At 43.4% G+C, this 12,929-nt stretch carries 12 protein-coding genes; 4 read left to right on the top strand and 8 right to left on the bottom strand.

What is annotated here, in order from left to right; genetic code table 11:
- Positions 1-86: 86 nt before the first annotated feature.
- Positions 87-1,709 (top strand): flotillin family protein, encoded by a 1,623-nt coding sequence (locus tag SPD80_RS04865; protein ID WP_320604292.1) that lies wholly within the window; start codon positions 87-89, stop codon positions 1,707-1,709.
- A gap of 78 nt (positions 1,710-1,787) precedes the next feature.
- Here the strand turns inward: SPD80_RS04865 and SPD80_RS04870 are convergent, their stop codons facing one another.
- Complete coding sequence (locus tag SPD80_RS04870; RefSeq protein WP_320604290.1) at positions 1,788-2,258, bottom strand: hypothetical protein; 471 nt, start codon at positions 2,256-2,258, stop codon at positions 1,788-1,790.
- Between the two features lie 423 nt (positions 2,259-2,681).
- Here SPD80_RS04870 and SPD80_RS04875 point away from each other — a divergent pair, with 423 nt between their 5' ends.
- Positions 2,682-5,165 carry a DUF2339 domain-containing protein gene (locus tag SPD80_RS04875; protein WP_320828741.1) on the top strand — a complete coding sequence of 828 codons (2,484 nt, stop codon included), beginning with the start codon at positions 2,682-2,684 and terminating at the stop codon, positions 5,163-5,165.
- Here the strand turns inward: SPD80_RS04875 and SPD80_RS04880 are convergent.
- The 5 genes from SPD80_RS04880 to SPD80_RS04900 form a co-directional block, all read right to left on the bottom strand.
- Positions 5,149-5,403 (bottom strand): DUF3955 domain-containing protein, encoded by a 255-nt coding sequence (locus SPD80_RS04880; protein ID WP_320828743.1) that lies wholly within the window; start codon positions 5,401-5,403, stop codon positions 5,149-5,151. The genes SPD80_RS04875 and SPD80_RS04880 overlap by 17 nt on opposite strands.
- Before the next feature lie 184 nt (positions 5,404-5,587).
- A complete protein-coding gene (locus SPD80_RS04885; RefSeq protein WP_320828744.1) occupies positions 5,588-6,574 on the bottom strand; it encodes a 2-keto-3-deoxygluconate permease in 987 nt (328 codons plus the stop codon).
- Positions 6,575-6,584: 10 nt separating this feature from the next.
- Positions 6,585-7,340 (bottom strand): SDR family NAD(P)-dependent oxidoreductase, encoded by a 756-nt coding sequence (locus SPD80_RS04890; protein WP_320606250.1) that lies wholly within the window; start codon positions 7,338-7,340, stop codon positions 6,585-6,587.
- Between the two features lie 182 nt (positions 7,341-7,522).
- On the bottom strand, positions 7,523-8,191 hold the full coding sequence (locus tag SPD80_RS04895) for a hypothetical protein (protein ID WP_320828745.1): 669 nt from the start codon (positions 8,189-8,191) through the stop codon (positions 7,523-7,525).
- A 14-nt stretch (positions 8,192-8,205) separates the two neighbouring features.
- Entirely contained in the window at positions 8,206-8,388 is a 183-nt protein-coding gene (locus SPD80_RS04900; RefSeq protein WP_320828747.1) for a hypothetical protein, read from the bottom strand.
- A gap of 370 nt (positions 8,389-8,758) precedes the next feature.
- Between SPD80_RS04900 and SPD80_RS04905 the strand changes: the two genes are divergently transcribed.
- A complete protein-coding gene (locus SPD80_RS04905) occupies positions 8,759-9,028 on the top strand; it encodes a hypothetical protein (RefSeq protein WP_320828749.1) in 270 nt (89 codons plus the stop codon).
- Positions 9,029-10,320: 1,292 nt separating this feature from the next.
- Here the strand turns inward: SPD80_RS04905 and SPD80_RS04910 are convergent.
- Entirely contained in the window at positions 10,321-11,430 is a 1,110-nt protein-coding gene (locus SPD80_RS04910) for a Fic family protein (protein ID WP_320828750.1), read from the bottom strand.
- Positions 11,431-11,636: 206 nt separating this feature from the next.
- On the opposite strand from SPD80_RS04910, the gene SPD80_RS04915 reads away from it, so the two are divergent.
- Complete coding sequence (locus SPD80_RS04915) at positions 11,637-12,314, top strand: hypothetical protein (RefSeq protein WP_320828751.1); 678 nt, start codon at positions 11,637-11,639, stop codon at positions 12,312-12,314.
- A 397-nt stretch (positions 12,315-12,711) separates the two neighbouring features.
- On the opposite strand, the gene SPD80_RS04920 is transcribed toward SPD80_RS04915, so the two are convergent.
- Positions 12,712-12,927, bottom strand: a complete 216-nt coding sequence (locus tag SPD80_RS04920) for a hypothetical protein (protein ID WP_320828752.1) — start codon at positions 12,925-12,927, stop codon at positions 12,712-12,714.
- Positions 12,928-12,929: the final 2 nt, after the last annotated feature.

A 12,929-nucleotide genomic window follows, 5' to 3' on the forward strand; every position in this document is an offset into this window, starting at 1 on the left:
AACACTAACTCATATCCCCCAAGATATACCTAGAATATAATTTGTAATGTCGTTATTGGTTTGCTTAAAGAAAAGGTGAGTTGGTAATGGCAGACCTTATGTTTTGGGGGCCCGCTCTCCCCGTTGTTGCGGCAATTATTATTCTCATTGTAATTCTCTCTCAAGGATATATAAAAGCGCCGCCTGACCAGGTATATATTATTTCTGGCAGTAGTAAGAAGCCTCGCTATTTAATTGGTAAGGCTGGCATCCGCATTCCCTTTTTTGAGCGTTTGGACAAGCTATCGCTCAAAATGCTGTCGGTGGACGTAAATACCACCAAGACCATTCCCACCAAGGACTACATCAATATAATGGTAGACTCGGTGGCAGTCATTAAGATTTCCAACACAGATGACGGATTGGCAAAGGCTGCCGAGAACTTCCTGAATCGCGATTCTGAATACATTAATGTCATGGTAAGTAGCGTGCTGGAAGGCAACCTGCGTGAGATTATTGGTGGCATGAAGCTCACCGAGATTATGAATGATCGCAAAGCCTTTGCTGCACTGGTGCAAGACAACGCCTCCACCGATATGAGCAACATGGGATTGGAAATTGTCTCGTTTAACATTCAGAATATCGATGACGATGGCCTTGGTGTTATTGAAAACCTTGGTATTGCTAACACGGTAAGCATCCGTAAAGAGGCAGAAATCTCTCGTGCTAATGCCGAGAAGGAAATTGCTGTTGCACAGGCAAATGCCAATAAGGTTGCCAATGATGCACGCATTGTGTCCGAGACTGCCATTGCCGAACAAAACAATGCGCTTGCGCTTAAACAAGCTGCACTCAAGGCAGAAGCAGACACGGAAACCGCCAAAGCAGACGCCGCCATGTCTATTGAGGCTCAACGCCAGCAAAAGGCCATCAATACCGAACAAGTAAACGCCGAAATTGCCAAGGCAGATCGCGAAGCAGAGCTCAAGATGAAGGAAGTTGCAGTTAAGGAGCAAGAGCTTGCTGCATCCATCCGTAAACAAGCAGATGCTGAACGCTATGCAGCGGAGCAAAAAGCCCAAGCAGATTTAGTAACCAAGCAAAAGCAGTCCGAAGCAGAGTTGTACGCTGCTCGTAAACAAGCTGAAGGCATTAAGGCTCGCGGTGAAGCAGAGGCAGAGGCAGCGCGCGCCAAGGGCATTGCAGAAGCAGAAGCTATGGACAAGAAAGCCGAGGCTCTTAAGAAATATGGCCAGGCAGCACTTGCCCAGCAGATTATTAACGTCCTGCCCGATATCATTGCCGCTGCCGCTAAACCCATTGAGGGCATCGACTCCATCAATATCTACTCTGCAACTGGTGGCACAGCTGGTACCGGCGCTGATAGCTCTGACGGGGCAGGTGCTCCTACATCGAGTATCTCGGCAATTGCACCACAGTCCATTAAAGCAGCGTTTGACATGGTCAAAAGCGTAACAGGCGTGGATTTGAGTGACGTTATGCGCGCCGAGACCTACGATGCCAAAGTCAACAAGCACTTTACCATCAACGCAGATGCTGCCAGCCAAAAGACCCTTGCCAATGCTGTCGAGAAAATCGTTGGTGAAAGCAACACGTCAAAGGTGGACACACAGGTAGATAACGCACAAGTAGATACAGACACCTCTGCATCCCATACCTCTAGCGCACAAGGCAACGCAAGCGGCACTCCTACCGATAAGAACTCATAACTCAAACGGCAGTGCGTGCCACATCATAAGAATCAAACACAGCAAGGGTCTAGCCAAAAGCTAGACCCTTGTAATAGTTTAGTCTGTCTCATTATCTTTGCTGTTCTTCTTATGCTCCTTAAGGGCACGCCTCATAAGCAGCTCAGCAACACAAACGAGAAATACAACCAAGGGTATACCGAGCATAACAATTACTGGCAGTAACTGCCAAACAACTTGTAGGACAATCCCGCGTTTATCTGCCCAAGTATAACCCCAACTTCCCTGAATAATGACATTAGCAAAAAAGACTGTGTTACAAAACCATGCTGCAAAATTATTGCTGTCTGAAATTAACCACATGTAATGAGAAAAAAGAAAGATGCCAACAAAATACAGTGGAGCAAACAGCAATACTGCTCGTATTACCTGCCTGCTTACGCGTTCATAGAGCTCTTCTTTTTCTTGATTTGATACAGCTCGCAAAGAAACGCTTTTCTTTTCATGCTGGTGCATGCGATACACCACATAGCGATAGATGAAACTCTTTTTTATCTGTTCAAGCTTCATGAGCCAACCTTTAAATCGTTTGTATTGTGCTTATATATAATTCTGTTACAACAATGCATCACTGGCAACTCCCGTTATATTTTGCTTACTTTCAGATTAAACACAGTTGTAAGGCGTTACGACGCACCTAGCAAGCACATGGGAGAGCTCATCAAAATACAGTAAAATATAGTGTCGTAACAATACGTGTTCTAGCACGTATTGTTAGCCGCAGACGTCTTAAGGCCTACTTGTAAAGGTGGCATAGCAATGTTGTTTGGTCTGTTTCCTTCTTTTTTTGAGCTGTTGCTCATAGGATTTATAATCTACAGCGCTGTTTCTATCTCTAAGCTGAAAAAAAGAGTACAGCAGCTTGATTCCAAACTGCACAGGTATATACCAGAAGAACAACCGTTGCCTTCATCTGATGCCAAGGCTGTGGTTATGCCCCCAATTAAACCATCGCAAACGCTTACTGCACCCACGCAAGCACCTGCTGCGCCACCCCGCCCAATGGGTGCACCTCCCATGCCCACTGGAGCAGCAGCTTACACCTCCAGCCAAGACAGCGCTCTGCCTACAACACCTGCGGCACCTGCAAGGCCAACTGCTCAGATGCCAGTACCTGTGCCCACGTCTGTATCAGCGTCTACATCGGAGGTGCCCTCTGACTTTGAGCCTTCTCTTAACACGGATTCCTCATCCCTTGAGAAATTGGTAGGCCAGAATATCTTTGGTTTTGTTGCTGCTGGGCTAGTTTTTATCGGCCTGATACTCCTTGGCATACTTGTTGCTCCCTATTTGGGCGACATCATCCGTTGTGCCCTTATGTACCTTTTGAGTGCCGCATTTTTGACTGTTGGCTTTATCGTTGCAAAACGCCAACTATCCGCTGATACAATTCCTTTTGAGACAGAATGGATTACCCTGCCAACCGTAAGACCCATGCTCTCATCAATTCTGTTGGGAACAGGGGCAGGCGGATTCTTTATTTCATTCCTTATAACACGCCTTTATTTTGGATACCTTGATGACCTTGGCGTTCTAGCGCTGCTTTTGCTATGGGCTGCCTCATGCATGTATTTAGTAAAACGTTTTGATTCCATAGTGCTGGCAGTTGTAGCTCACGTAGGCATGGTTATCTCGGTATGTTTTGCTTATACCTTTGGTTTTAATGACACCAGCATCTTTATTGTTATGGTGTATCAGCTGCTTGCTTGTCTTATTGTTGTAGGCGGAAGCCTCATGAGCATGAGAAAAGCATACAGCGCAGGATTGCTTGTATCACTCTTTCTAACCTTGGTAGCAAGCCATTATCTGTGGCAGCATTTTACTGCGGATAACCTCTACTCCTCGAGCCTACTCTGGCTTGTTATTCCCGATTATGCTACGGGGTTTTACTCAAAACTTTCTAACATGTACATTACTCTGATATTCTTTATCCAATTTGCTACTGCGTCGTTCATTCTTTTCCTGCTCAGAAAAGCGTTGATGCAAGATCAAAGGTCTTCTCAACACACTATGAGTATGGCAGCTCATGTAGTAGGAGAGTTTTTATGGCTCTATGCACTGTTTATTAATGTGTATAAGGTTCTTCCAAACCTTTTCCTTTATTTGACGCATCCAAACTTTAGAACATCAGATAATTCTCTTTTCAATCACGTTATACGAGAAACTCTTCACTGGGGAGCAGATGCCACCATTGGTGTATGTATTCTTATACTGATACTTCATGCAGGAATTATTGTCTATTCCGTTAGAAAACAGCGTTTTGATGCAGCTTTAGGCAAAATATCGGTTATCGCCGCATCATATGTTGCAGCAATTTTCTTGCTCATAAACGCTCCCCACTTTATCTGGGTACCCTACGTTCCTCAAATTTCTGGCTTGCTATTTGTAACTCTTGCACTGTATGCCCTTTCGCATGTGCAACATGATAAGGCCTACGCCGTTGCTGGCCACATAATTTTAGGTATTGAGGCACTCTATTTGCTGTGCTGGGGCTACCTGCAGCCTATTTCATCATATGGCGTAGCTGGGGCTCTTGCTCTTTTGGTGGCCACAAGTGCTCCGCTTATATGGTGGAGCCGTTATGGCTACGGTGTTAATGCTGAAGCACAACGAGTCCCCGTGTTGCTGAGCATACTAGTGTTCTTTGAACTGTCTATGGCAGTCATTCCTTTTGCTGCGGATCTTCCCGCTGAACACGTGGCACTTTTTAGATTAGCCCAACTCATGGGGCTATTTGTGTTCTTCCCAGGTCTTCCTCGCACAGCATGTACGGGCATGTCTTTCTTGCAGGCGCAAGAGAAGTCCATTTGTTCCCGTGGTTGGATTGTGGCAGCACAAGTTAATGAGGTTGTACTTCTCTTGAACTTTATAAACCACATCTCGGGAACTACTGATGTGCCTATCCCTGCAAGAAATGTATTTGTCACTACCCTATGCCTTGTATATGCTGCGCTGATACTTGCTCTCATTGTGGCTCGCGTATGGGAATATGCACAGCATCCCACCTATGCCTCCGCACCGGTCCAGGTTGTATGGGCAATTTTATTTACACTTTTGTGCCCAGCAATTTTAAACCGCTTGGGCATTCTGGGGGAACTTGGTTATGCGGCAAGTTTGGTTTATATGACCTGCGCGTTTATTTGCATAGTCATAGGCTTTAAATTGAACTTCCGACCAATGCGCCTTTATGGCTTGATTGTAATGATGCTTTGCGTACTCAAGATGGTGCTTTTTGACTTTGGCGATGGCTCTACCATCTCACGCGTTGTTGCATTTATCATTGGTGGTATTTTATGCTTTGCGATAAGTTTCTTGTACAACTATGCCGCAAAGAAGCTTGCTCCTATCCCTCAGATTAAGAATACCCCCACAGCCGAGAATACCGATGTCGATAAAAACGTCAACGTCGAGTCATAAAGTTGTATATAAGAGTAAGCAAGCCAAAAAATATGCACGCAAATCCAATGGGTATTAAAAAGAAGTTCTCGTGCAAGATTCCATGTGCATCAATATACTCAACGGACATGCCTTTAATGACTAAAAGCAGCATGCCTATGCATACCAAACCAACACCTATTATGAAGATGGGCGTGGTACGTGTTGCGTTTCTTGCTTTCTTATTGGTTTGAATTGGCTGCTTTGTTGTGGGGTTCATAGAGACATCCTCGTTACACTAGGACTAGTTAGGTTCGGCGGCACGCTTACAAATACCGCATGCGTGAAACAAGCTTAACAAAAAGCGAACCAACGGGCGCCGTTGAACACAGCGTCGTTGGTTCACTTATGTGCTACCTATCATGTGATGCACAGGTCATACATCGCATTTGTGCCCTGAGTAGTTACACAGTTGTAGGCATAGCCTCTTGTTTCTTGGCAACATGCTCGGCAACATACCCGGTAATGAGCGGCGTAAGAATTGCCGTCACAATAACACAGGCAGCAACCTGTGCATTTGCGGTTGCAAGAACTGCACCACCATATACAGCAGGGCTCACTTCAGCCATAGCAGCAGGTGTAAGAGCATTTGCCCCAGCACAGCTGGAAATACCAACACCTGCAACACCTGTACCGCCTGTTGCTCGATCAACAAAGAAGTTAATAAGACCGCCAAGGCACGAGCAAATAACACCCAGCAAAATACCAGATGGACCAGCAGCGATAAGGGCATCAAACTTCATGCCGCAGCCCATTGCAAAGAAGGTCATAACAATGATTGCAGGAAGCGCTGTGGTAAGCATTTTTTTCATGCTTGGGAAGAAGTTGCCCAGCACAATACCAATAATAATTGGTAAAACAGCCCCCAGTAATGACCAGCCCAAAGGAGCCTGACCAGCTGCACCAAGGGTAATCATGGTTACTGGAGGACCAACTACCAGCGTAGTAATGGCAACAGCACCCTGCTCATACTCATTGCCGTAATCTGCCATAAGACCGGAGTACATGGCATTATTTGCGCCAGAACACGCTGCAAGAATAACCATTGCAGACAGGCCAAAGAAGTTGTCATGAAGCAAAAACAGTACGGCAAGGCCTAATGCAACGCAGAAAATTACCTTGGAGATAATAATGATGGCACCACGAAGAGCTGCCTTAGGAGCACTTTTAAATGAAATAGTTGCACCCACGCAAAGCATAAAAGCACCCACAAGCGCGGCGGTACCCTTATTGGTCATAGCCAAGGTAAAACTACCCAGTGTAGGGAATACATCTGGGAAAAATGTATTCATCGTAACGCCAAGCAGTAAGGGTACGAGGATATTTGCGCCTGGAATGTGACCCAGAGCTTTAAAGGGATGCTGGATGGAAAGTGGTTCTTTTTCTGCCATGAAGCTCCACCTAGTCCATTACAATGCCGCCGTCGCAATCGCCAATTTCACCATTGACGAAGCTTGCAGCGTCGGATGCAAAGAACAAAATCATCTGAGCAGGCTCAGATGGCTGAGCAGGACGACCCAAAGGAATGATGCTAATAACCTTGTTGTACTTCTCGGGATCATTAGAGAGTGCGGTGGTCATACCCGTAATGGTAAAAGAGGGGCATACGGCATTACAAGAAATACCATACTTGCCGCCCTCCTTGGCAATGGCCTTGGTAAAGCCGTTAACGCCAGCCTTGGAAGCAGCATACGCAACCGTACCAAGCAGGCCGCCACCAATTTTACCTGCAACAGAGGAAACGTTTACAATACGTGCGCCACCACGGTCAATGAAGTGCTGCCACAAAGCGTGGGTGAGGTTGTAAGTACCCGTAAGATTGGTGTTGATGGTCTTTGCCCACTCCTCGTCATCTACCTCTGCAAAAGGAACGGTGCTTACACGACCGGCGCAGTTGATAAGGACGTTAACGTCGCCGCACTCCTCTAGGATGCGCGCAACGGTCTTCTTTACGGCATCAGCATCAGAAATGTCCATAAAGTAGAAGTAGTTGCCCTCGCCAAGATCATTGACAAATTTCTGACCCACTTCCTCTTTGTCAAACGAGCACACTACAACATGCCCGCCGCCAGCAACAACGCCCTTGGAAATCTCTGCACCAATGCCAGAATTACCACCGGTGACAAGTACCAGTTTGTCTGTAAAATCGAATGCCATGCTCTTCTCCTCCAAAATATCGAGAGCTAACAAAAATAAACGGTTGTATGATAGCGCTCACATAAAATAATCGTGTTTTTAATTGTATTTTTCACGTTATTTATGCATTTATATAAGAAAATAGTTAGATTTATAAAAATAAGCTGTTTGATGACTCGGATTAACGGCTGTGATAGCTTGTGCTAGCGGCCACTTGAGTTGGCTGCTGCGTTAGTTTGGACATCTGACAAGATCTTCTCGCCAGCTTTGCCTTTAAGAGAGTCATCGCCATTGGCAACAGCAGTTGTAACATCAGCCACGATGCGCTGCAGCTGCTCCTTGGTTACGTTATTTGCCTCAATTTTAGGAAGTTCACCTAGATTGATGGTGGTATACGCTTTAGTATCCTGAGGATTCTGGGTGCGTTTGAGCATTATTTTAGCCGTTAAAAGGGCTGTATCATACAAAGAACCATCTGCATTAATGGGAGAAATAACGCTAATGTCATAGCTACCATCTACAAGCAGTACTGCGGCTTTACCAGAAGCAACCTCTTCATACGTGGCGGCATGGTAAACATCACTGCCCTTGGCATTTCCATCTGTGCCCTTGAGGTGCAAGATAACAGGGGTAGACTTCTCATTCCAATTTTGAGCTGTAACTTTGATGGGTATGCTTATGGCTTGAGGGTTTTTCTCGTCAGTTTGAAGGACGGCAGGAGCTGTGGCAGTAGCTGTGCGAGACTGCTTTTGAGGCTTGTTGGCAATATAGAGCCCAACAATAATGCCAAAGATAATGAGCAAAGCAAGGCTTATGGGAGCAGTCTTTTTATATGCGCTCACCGATACGGGCCTTTCTGTACAACGAGACATGCTAGAGTCCCTTCTCAATCAAATAGTGAGAGAAAAAAGTCGATGACGCAGCTAATTAAAACAACCTTTATAAGGAACCAGCCGACGGGCGCGAGAATAAGACCAGCAAATGCTCCCGCTACAACGCCAAGCTGAGGGTTAACAAAGCCTTGCCAGGCTCCCAAAATAAGGCCAACGACTGCCAAAAACTTATACATATCAGCACCTCGTATCTACAAAACCGTTAAGGTGTATTTATACTTTAAGGTCATCTTTGTATAGATACCATACCCAAGTACTTGGATATCAATGCTCAAGCGAAAATCAACTAGCTAAAAATATTTTTTAGCATTGTATCAAGGTTTATTCAAGCGCTTGTACGAGAAGCTTGGCCAAACTAGTTTGAATACACTTGCCATGTAAGATGTGAGCCCTGTGTCAGGCGCTCTTTTGCTATATTCCTTTTGCCGCATAAAATTAGCCATTTGTCTTAGTTTATGACGTTGTTTTAAAAAGTTGATTATATAATTGCGCTATAAAGTAAGAAAAGACTTACTTCATGTAAGTCATAAGGATAGGTGTTTACTTATGAATTCCTCTACTAACAAAGTTGCCACTCTAGCTCTGGATATTCTTTTTGCTGCTTGCATTATTGGATACGCAGCCTCGGCGTTTTATTTTAACGTCAATGTGCCCATATTCCAAATTTTGGCAGGAACGCTGGCAGTCATTGTTAATGTAGTGCAGTTTAAAAAGGAAAGAAAAACACTCACAAAAGCCGAAATTATCGCTGAAATTATAGGGATGGTTTTTATTGCCCTCTTCACCTTAGATGGATTGGTACACCTTTTTAGCTAACAGGTGGTACGTTTGGCAATGTATATTGAGCTGGGAGTGTCTTTTAGACAAGAGGTGCGAGGGCAATACAGTCGCTATGCCCAATCCCGGGAACTTATGTCTCTGACATACAACATCTGATTTTGTGTTATATTGCTCTTACAGAGAGCTGCCTTTTATCACAGTATTGGGATTAGAGCCGGCTCTCTTTTCTTAGCTAAGAAGCGTGGAGAGTAATACATTTTAGTTATCAAATGCTTTTGACATATGATTAATGTAACGTTATAAAGGATTTTAAACAGACGAGCCTATAATCCAACTATTGGAACTGGGGTTTGTTTGTTTTTGATTTGCACATAGTTAATAACTTCTTTATAACCAGTGAAATTCGTGCACTATTCATCAAGATAAGACATGCAGTCATGCAACTACAGTACTGAATCCACAGTTACATTAAGCTCGTATACTGGCTAATTAACACGTCACTATGACCGTGATACTTACAAAAGAGTTATGTAATAAGACGGTTTCAGGAGATGCAACAATGTCGACTTTGCTTATACTGCTTTGCATAACTATTTACCTTTTTTGGCCGTTAATCCTTCTAACTATTTTAGCTCTGATTATTCATCATTTTATTGCTAAACATGAAGAGAAGAAGCTGCAAAAGCAACTAGAAGAATTAGCAAAATTACAATAGAGCTTCTAATTATAGCTACGCCAAATTGACAGTCTATTTATAAGACAGCAGTATATAAATGGCTTACAAAGTAGAAGTGATAACGTAACATCAATTAATATAAGAGTTAATGAGACAACAAAAAGAAGTTGCTTGAAATTATTGAGAATTTCAGGTTTGACCTTTCGTCAGTAACGAGAACTTTTTATCGCCAAATTGTCCAAGAAAACCGTTACCGCTCCATCTCTTCTATGGTAATCCCAATGAGGAAAGCTTACAAAGCATCCGGAATGTTGTGTCTACATTGGCAAACAGTAACATGAACTTTAAGAAAGCTTAGGCACAGACATACCATGCATACCCTTAAGGGTAACTAGCCTGGTAGTTGTGAGTGTCATATTGTCAATATTGAGGACTGGCTGTTAGCATAACGTTCAAATAAAGCCAGTATCGTCTTTCAGCGTACTGAATCACGTGATGAGCTATTCCGATAATTTCTTATAATTATACCTACCTAAACGGCTGTCATGTGAGCATTGATTTTATTTTGTCTCCCATTTTTGTCCCACAATAAAATTTGTGAGACAAAAATTGTAATTGTGTCCCACAATATACTTTGTAGGACACAAATGGACTACAAAGTATATTGCCCTTCGGTAATCTCAAAAAGCTTCGGAAAATAGTAGATGGCAGCCCGTCTTCCACTTGGCCGCTTAATCTCAATGATATATCCAAGACCTTTAAGCACGTCAAGGAGCCTACGAGCTGTTTTGGGGTTAATACCCTCTGTATGGGTAATATCAGATGAAGAAAAAATTGGTTTTTCAAATAAAGCATTTACAACAACGCTAACGTTTGCAGATTTTGTTTTATTAAACAAATCGCTTATTACTTGTTCCCGTAATTGAAATATTTGGTTAGCTTTGCGTGTATTCTTCCTTGCCTGAGTTTCAATTGCACTTAAAAAGAAATTACACCAACCAGTCCAATCATTATCTCTAGAAACAGCCAGAAGCCTGTCTTGATATTCTTCATCCCTATGTTCAAAGAATTCGCTTAGATAGAAGCTCGGATACGTAAGGATTCCATTCGAACAAAGCATTAGCGGAATAATCATACGACCAATACGACCATTTCCATCTAAGAATGGATGAATGGATTCAAATTCAGCATGGGCAATTGAAATTTTTAAAAGTGGATGAATTGTACTCTCATTAACGAATTCTTCCCAAGTCGCCATTGCGTCTTCTAATTTATCAGGATGAATTGGTACAAAACGCGCATTTTCAATCTTACTTTCCCTTGTACCAATCCAATTTGGTTCTTTACGATACATCCCAGGAGATTTAAAACGTACTCTTACATTTTTTAAGAGTAAACTATGAGCAAATTTAATAACGCGACCACTTAATGGAATTTCATCCATTAATTTTTTTGCAGCGTTTACGGCAATGCGATAATTAACCACCTCGCGGATATCATCATGCATAGCAGGATTAAAATTTTCGTCTCCAGCTTCATACATCAATACATCGTTTGCGGTAGCTCTAGTTCCTTCAATTTTTGATGAGGAAACAGCTTCTTGAACCATAAGAGGAGAAACAAGCACCTCGGAGTTGGGAATAATGCTTAGAAAGCTGTCATATCGGGCAAGGGCATCTGATGCGCATGCTAATGGTGTTGTTAGTACTTCCCAATCCAAATTACGAGGCGGGAATTCACCATAATGGTAATGGACGCTCATTTTTGTTATTCTTCCTGCTGGATATTCATATACAATTTTTCTTCATTTTACAGTAGTTACAGTTCTGTAAGACATGGTCAGCTGTTTTTATCTTACAAAATTTACGAGATTCTTCCCTTTATAAAAATACTCGGTGTAAGTTTAGGGTTATAGGACAAAATTGCATAAAAATCCCCGCGTGTGCGGGGAACATCGGCTTTTGCTTCATGCTATCAACTAGTGGATTTGTCTACCATACCAAAAAATCTGCTGGCGGTGATGGACATAAGTTTCATATCGGGTGTGATTGCATTATCGTTTCAGGGACTGAAAAAACCGTTATCGAAGGCTACGATCCTGATGCGATGTATAAGCGCTGGTGTATGTGCACAGAGACTTTAGGGTTGCAGTCAACACATGAGAATCTCAACAAGATTATTACAGAGGTTGAAACAAGAGATTTTCGCTGGCTTAACAGTGGTAGAGTGCCAGAAGCGACCTACGCAAGTGAGAGCATTAAACATTCGGTAACGGTAAACAATCCATGGGAGGGTAGGACTGCGCATAGGCTAGCTAAAGTTGGTATCAAACCAGATTTTCAAGTTGACTACAAGACGGTTAAAACGGATGGAGTTGCGCGCAGGGTTGGTCTGCCCGATTTTAGCAATGGAATTGAAATTAAAACACCCAGAGACTCCAATAACGCATACGGAGCAGTAAAAAATTACGTAGGGAAAACGAATGAAAGAAAAATAGAGGTTAAAAGAATGATAATAGACAACACAGAATCTAACTTTTCAGATGATGACCTTATTAAGGCAATAAGGAGTGTATCAGAAGAGCTGGGAGTAAATTACAAAATTGCGTGTCTTACCAAGACGGGTAAGTTGCTAAATATTACATAAATAAAGAGCGGGTGCAATGTGCGCAGTTGTACGCCGGCTTCCCACTCTTTAATGACAGTATACCACATATGTTGTTGATTTAAGCCGCATGCCTGCGGCTTTTTTCATGTACGCAAGCCACAGCGGAAATGTGGCACACACCTCGTGGCAAGGGCAATGCCACTCGTTAACGCCCGAGCGGGCGGAAATCTACCGAAAGGAATAGTTATGGATCTGAAGGAACCAATCACGACCCAAGAGCGCCTTGATGAGATTTTGAAAGAGCGACTAGAGCGAGCAAAAGAGCAAGTGCGCAGCGAGGAATCATCCCCGCGTGTGCGGGGAACATTAGTAAATGATAGCTCATGATAGTAAATGATAGGAATCATCCCCACGTGTGCGGGGAACATTTCATAGGCTAATCATAGAAAACATCAGGAGGATAATCGGGAAATGATTCGCTGAGATAGTCATGTCCAGCTACTATGCTCTTTTTCATTAGCTCAATAGCTTCTTTCGGTGTAATCCCGCAACCTTCTGTCCCCCAGTCACAATCAGGGAACATTTCCCAAAATTTACTGCTCACCTCTGCATTCTCACCACGCGAAAGACCCCTCCAATCTATGCACTCCATGA

This window comes from Atopobium sp., from assembly GCF_034113385.1.
Taxonomy (GTDB): Bacteria; Actinomycetota; Coriobacteriia; order Coriobacteriales; family Atopobiaceae; genus Atopobium.

What these genes read in the sequence shown, in the direction of transcription:
- SPD80_RS04865 (WP_320604292.1), top strand. Translation starts at nt 87, where the DNA reads ATGGCAGACCTTATGTTTTGGGGGCCCGCTCTCCCCGTTGTTGCGGCA.
- SPD80_RS04870 (WP_320604290.1), bottom strand. Translation starts at nt 2,258, where the DNA reads ATGAAGCTTGAACAGATAAAAAAGAGTTTCATCTATCGCTATGTGGTG.
- SPD80_RS04875 (WP_320828741.1), top strand. Translation starts at nt 2,682, where the DNA reads ATGCCCCCAATTAAACCATCGCAAACGCTTACTGCACCCACGCAAGCA.
- SPD80_RS04880 (WP_320828743.1), bottom strand. Translation starts at nt 5,403, where the DNA reads ATGAACCCCACAACAAAGCAGCCAATTCAAACCAATAAGAAAGCAAGA.
- SPD80_RS04885 (WP_320828744.1), bottom strand. Translation starts at nt 6,574, where the DNA reads ATGGCAGAAAAAGAACCACTTTCCATCCAGCATCCCTTTAAAGCTCTG.
- SPD80_RS04890 (WP_320606250.1), bottom strand. Translation starts at nt 7,340, where the DNA reads ATGGCATTCGATTTTACAGACAAACTGGTACTTGTCACCGGTGGTAAT.
- SPD80_RS04895 (WP_320828745.1), bottom strand. Translation starts at nt 8,191, where the DNA reads ATGTCTCGTTGTACAGAAAGGCCCGTATCGGTGAGCGCATATAAAAAG.
- SPD80_RS04900 (WP_320828747.1), bottom strand. Translation starts at nt 8,388, where the DNA reads ATGTATAAGTTTTTGGCAGTCGTTGGCCTTATTTTGGGAGCCTGGCAA.
- SPD80_RS04905 (WP_320828749.1), top strand. Translation starts at nt 8,759, where the DNA reads ATGAATTCCTCTACTAACAAAGTTGCCACTCTAGCTCTGGATATTCTT.
- SPD80_RS04910 (WP_320828750.1), bottom strand. Translation starts at nt 11,430, where the DNA reads ATGAGCGTCCATTACCATTATGGTGAATTCCCGCCTCGTAATTTGGAT.
- SPD80_RS04915 (WP_320828751.1), top strand. Translation starts at nt 11,637, where the DNA reads ATGCTATCAACTAGTGGATTTGTCTACCATACCAAAAAATCTGCTGGC.
- SPD80_RS04920 (WP_320828752.1), bottom strand. Translation starts at nt 12,927, where the DNA reads ATGGAGTGCATAGATTGGAGGGGTCTTTCGCGTGGTGAGAATGCAGAG.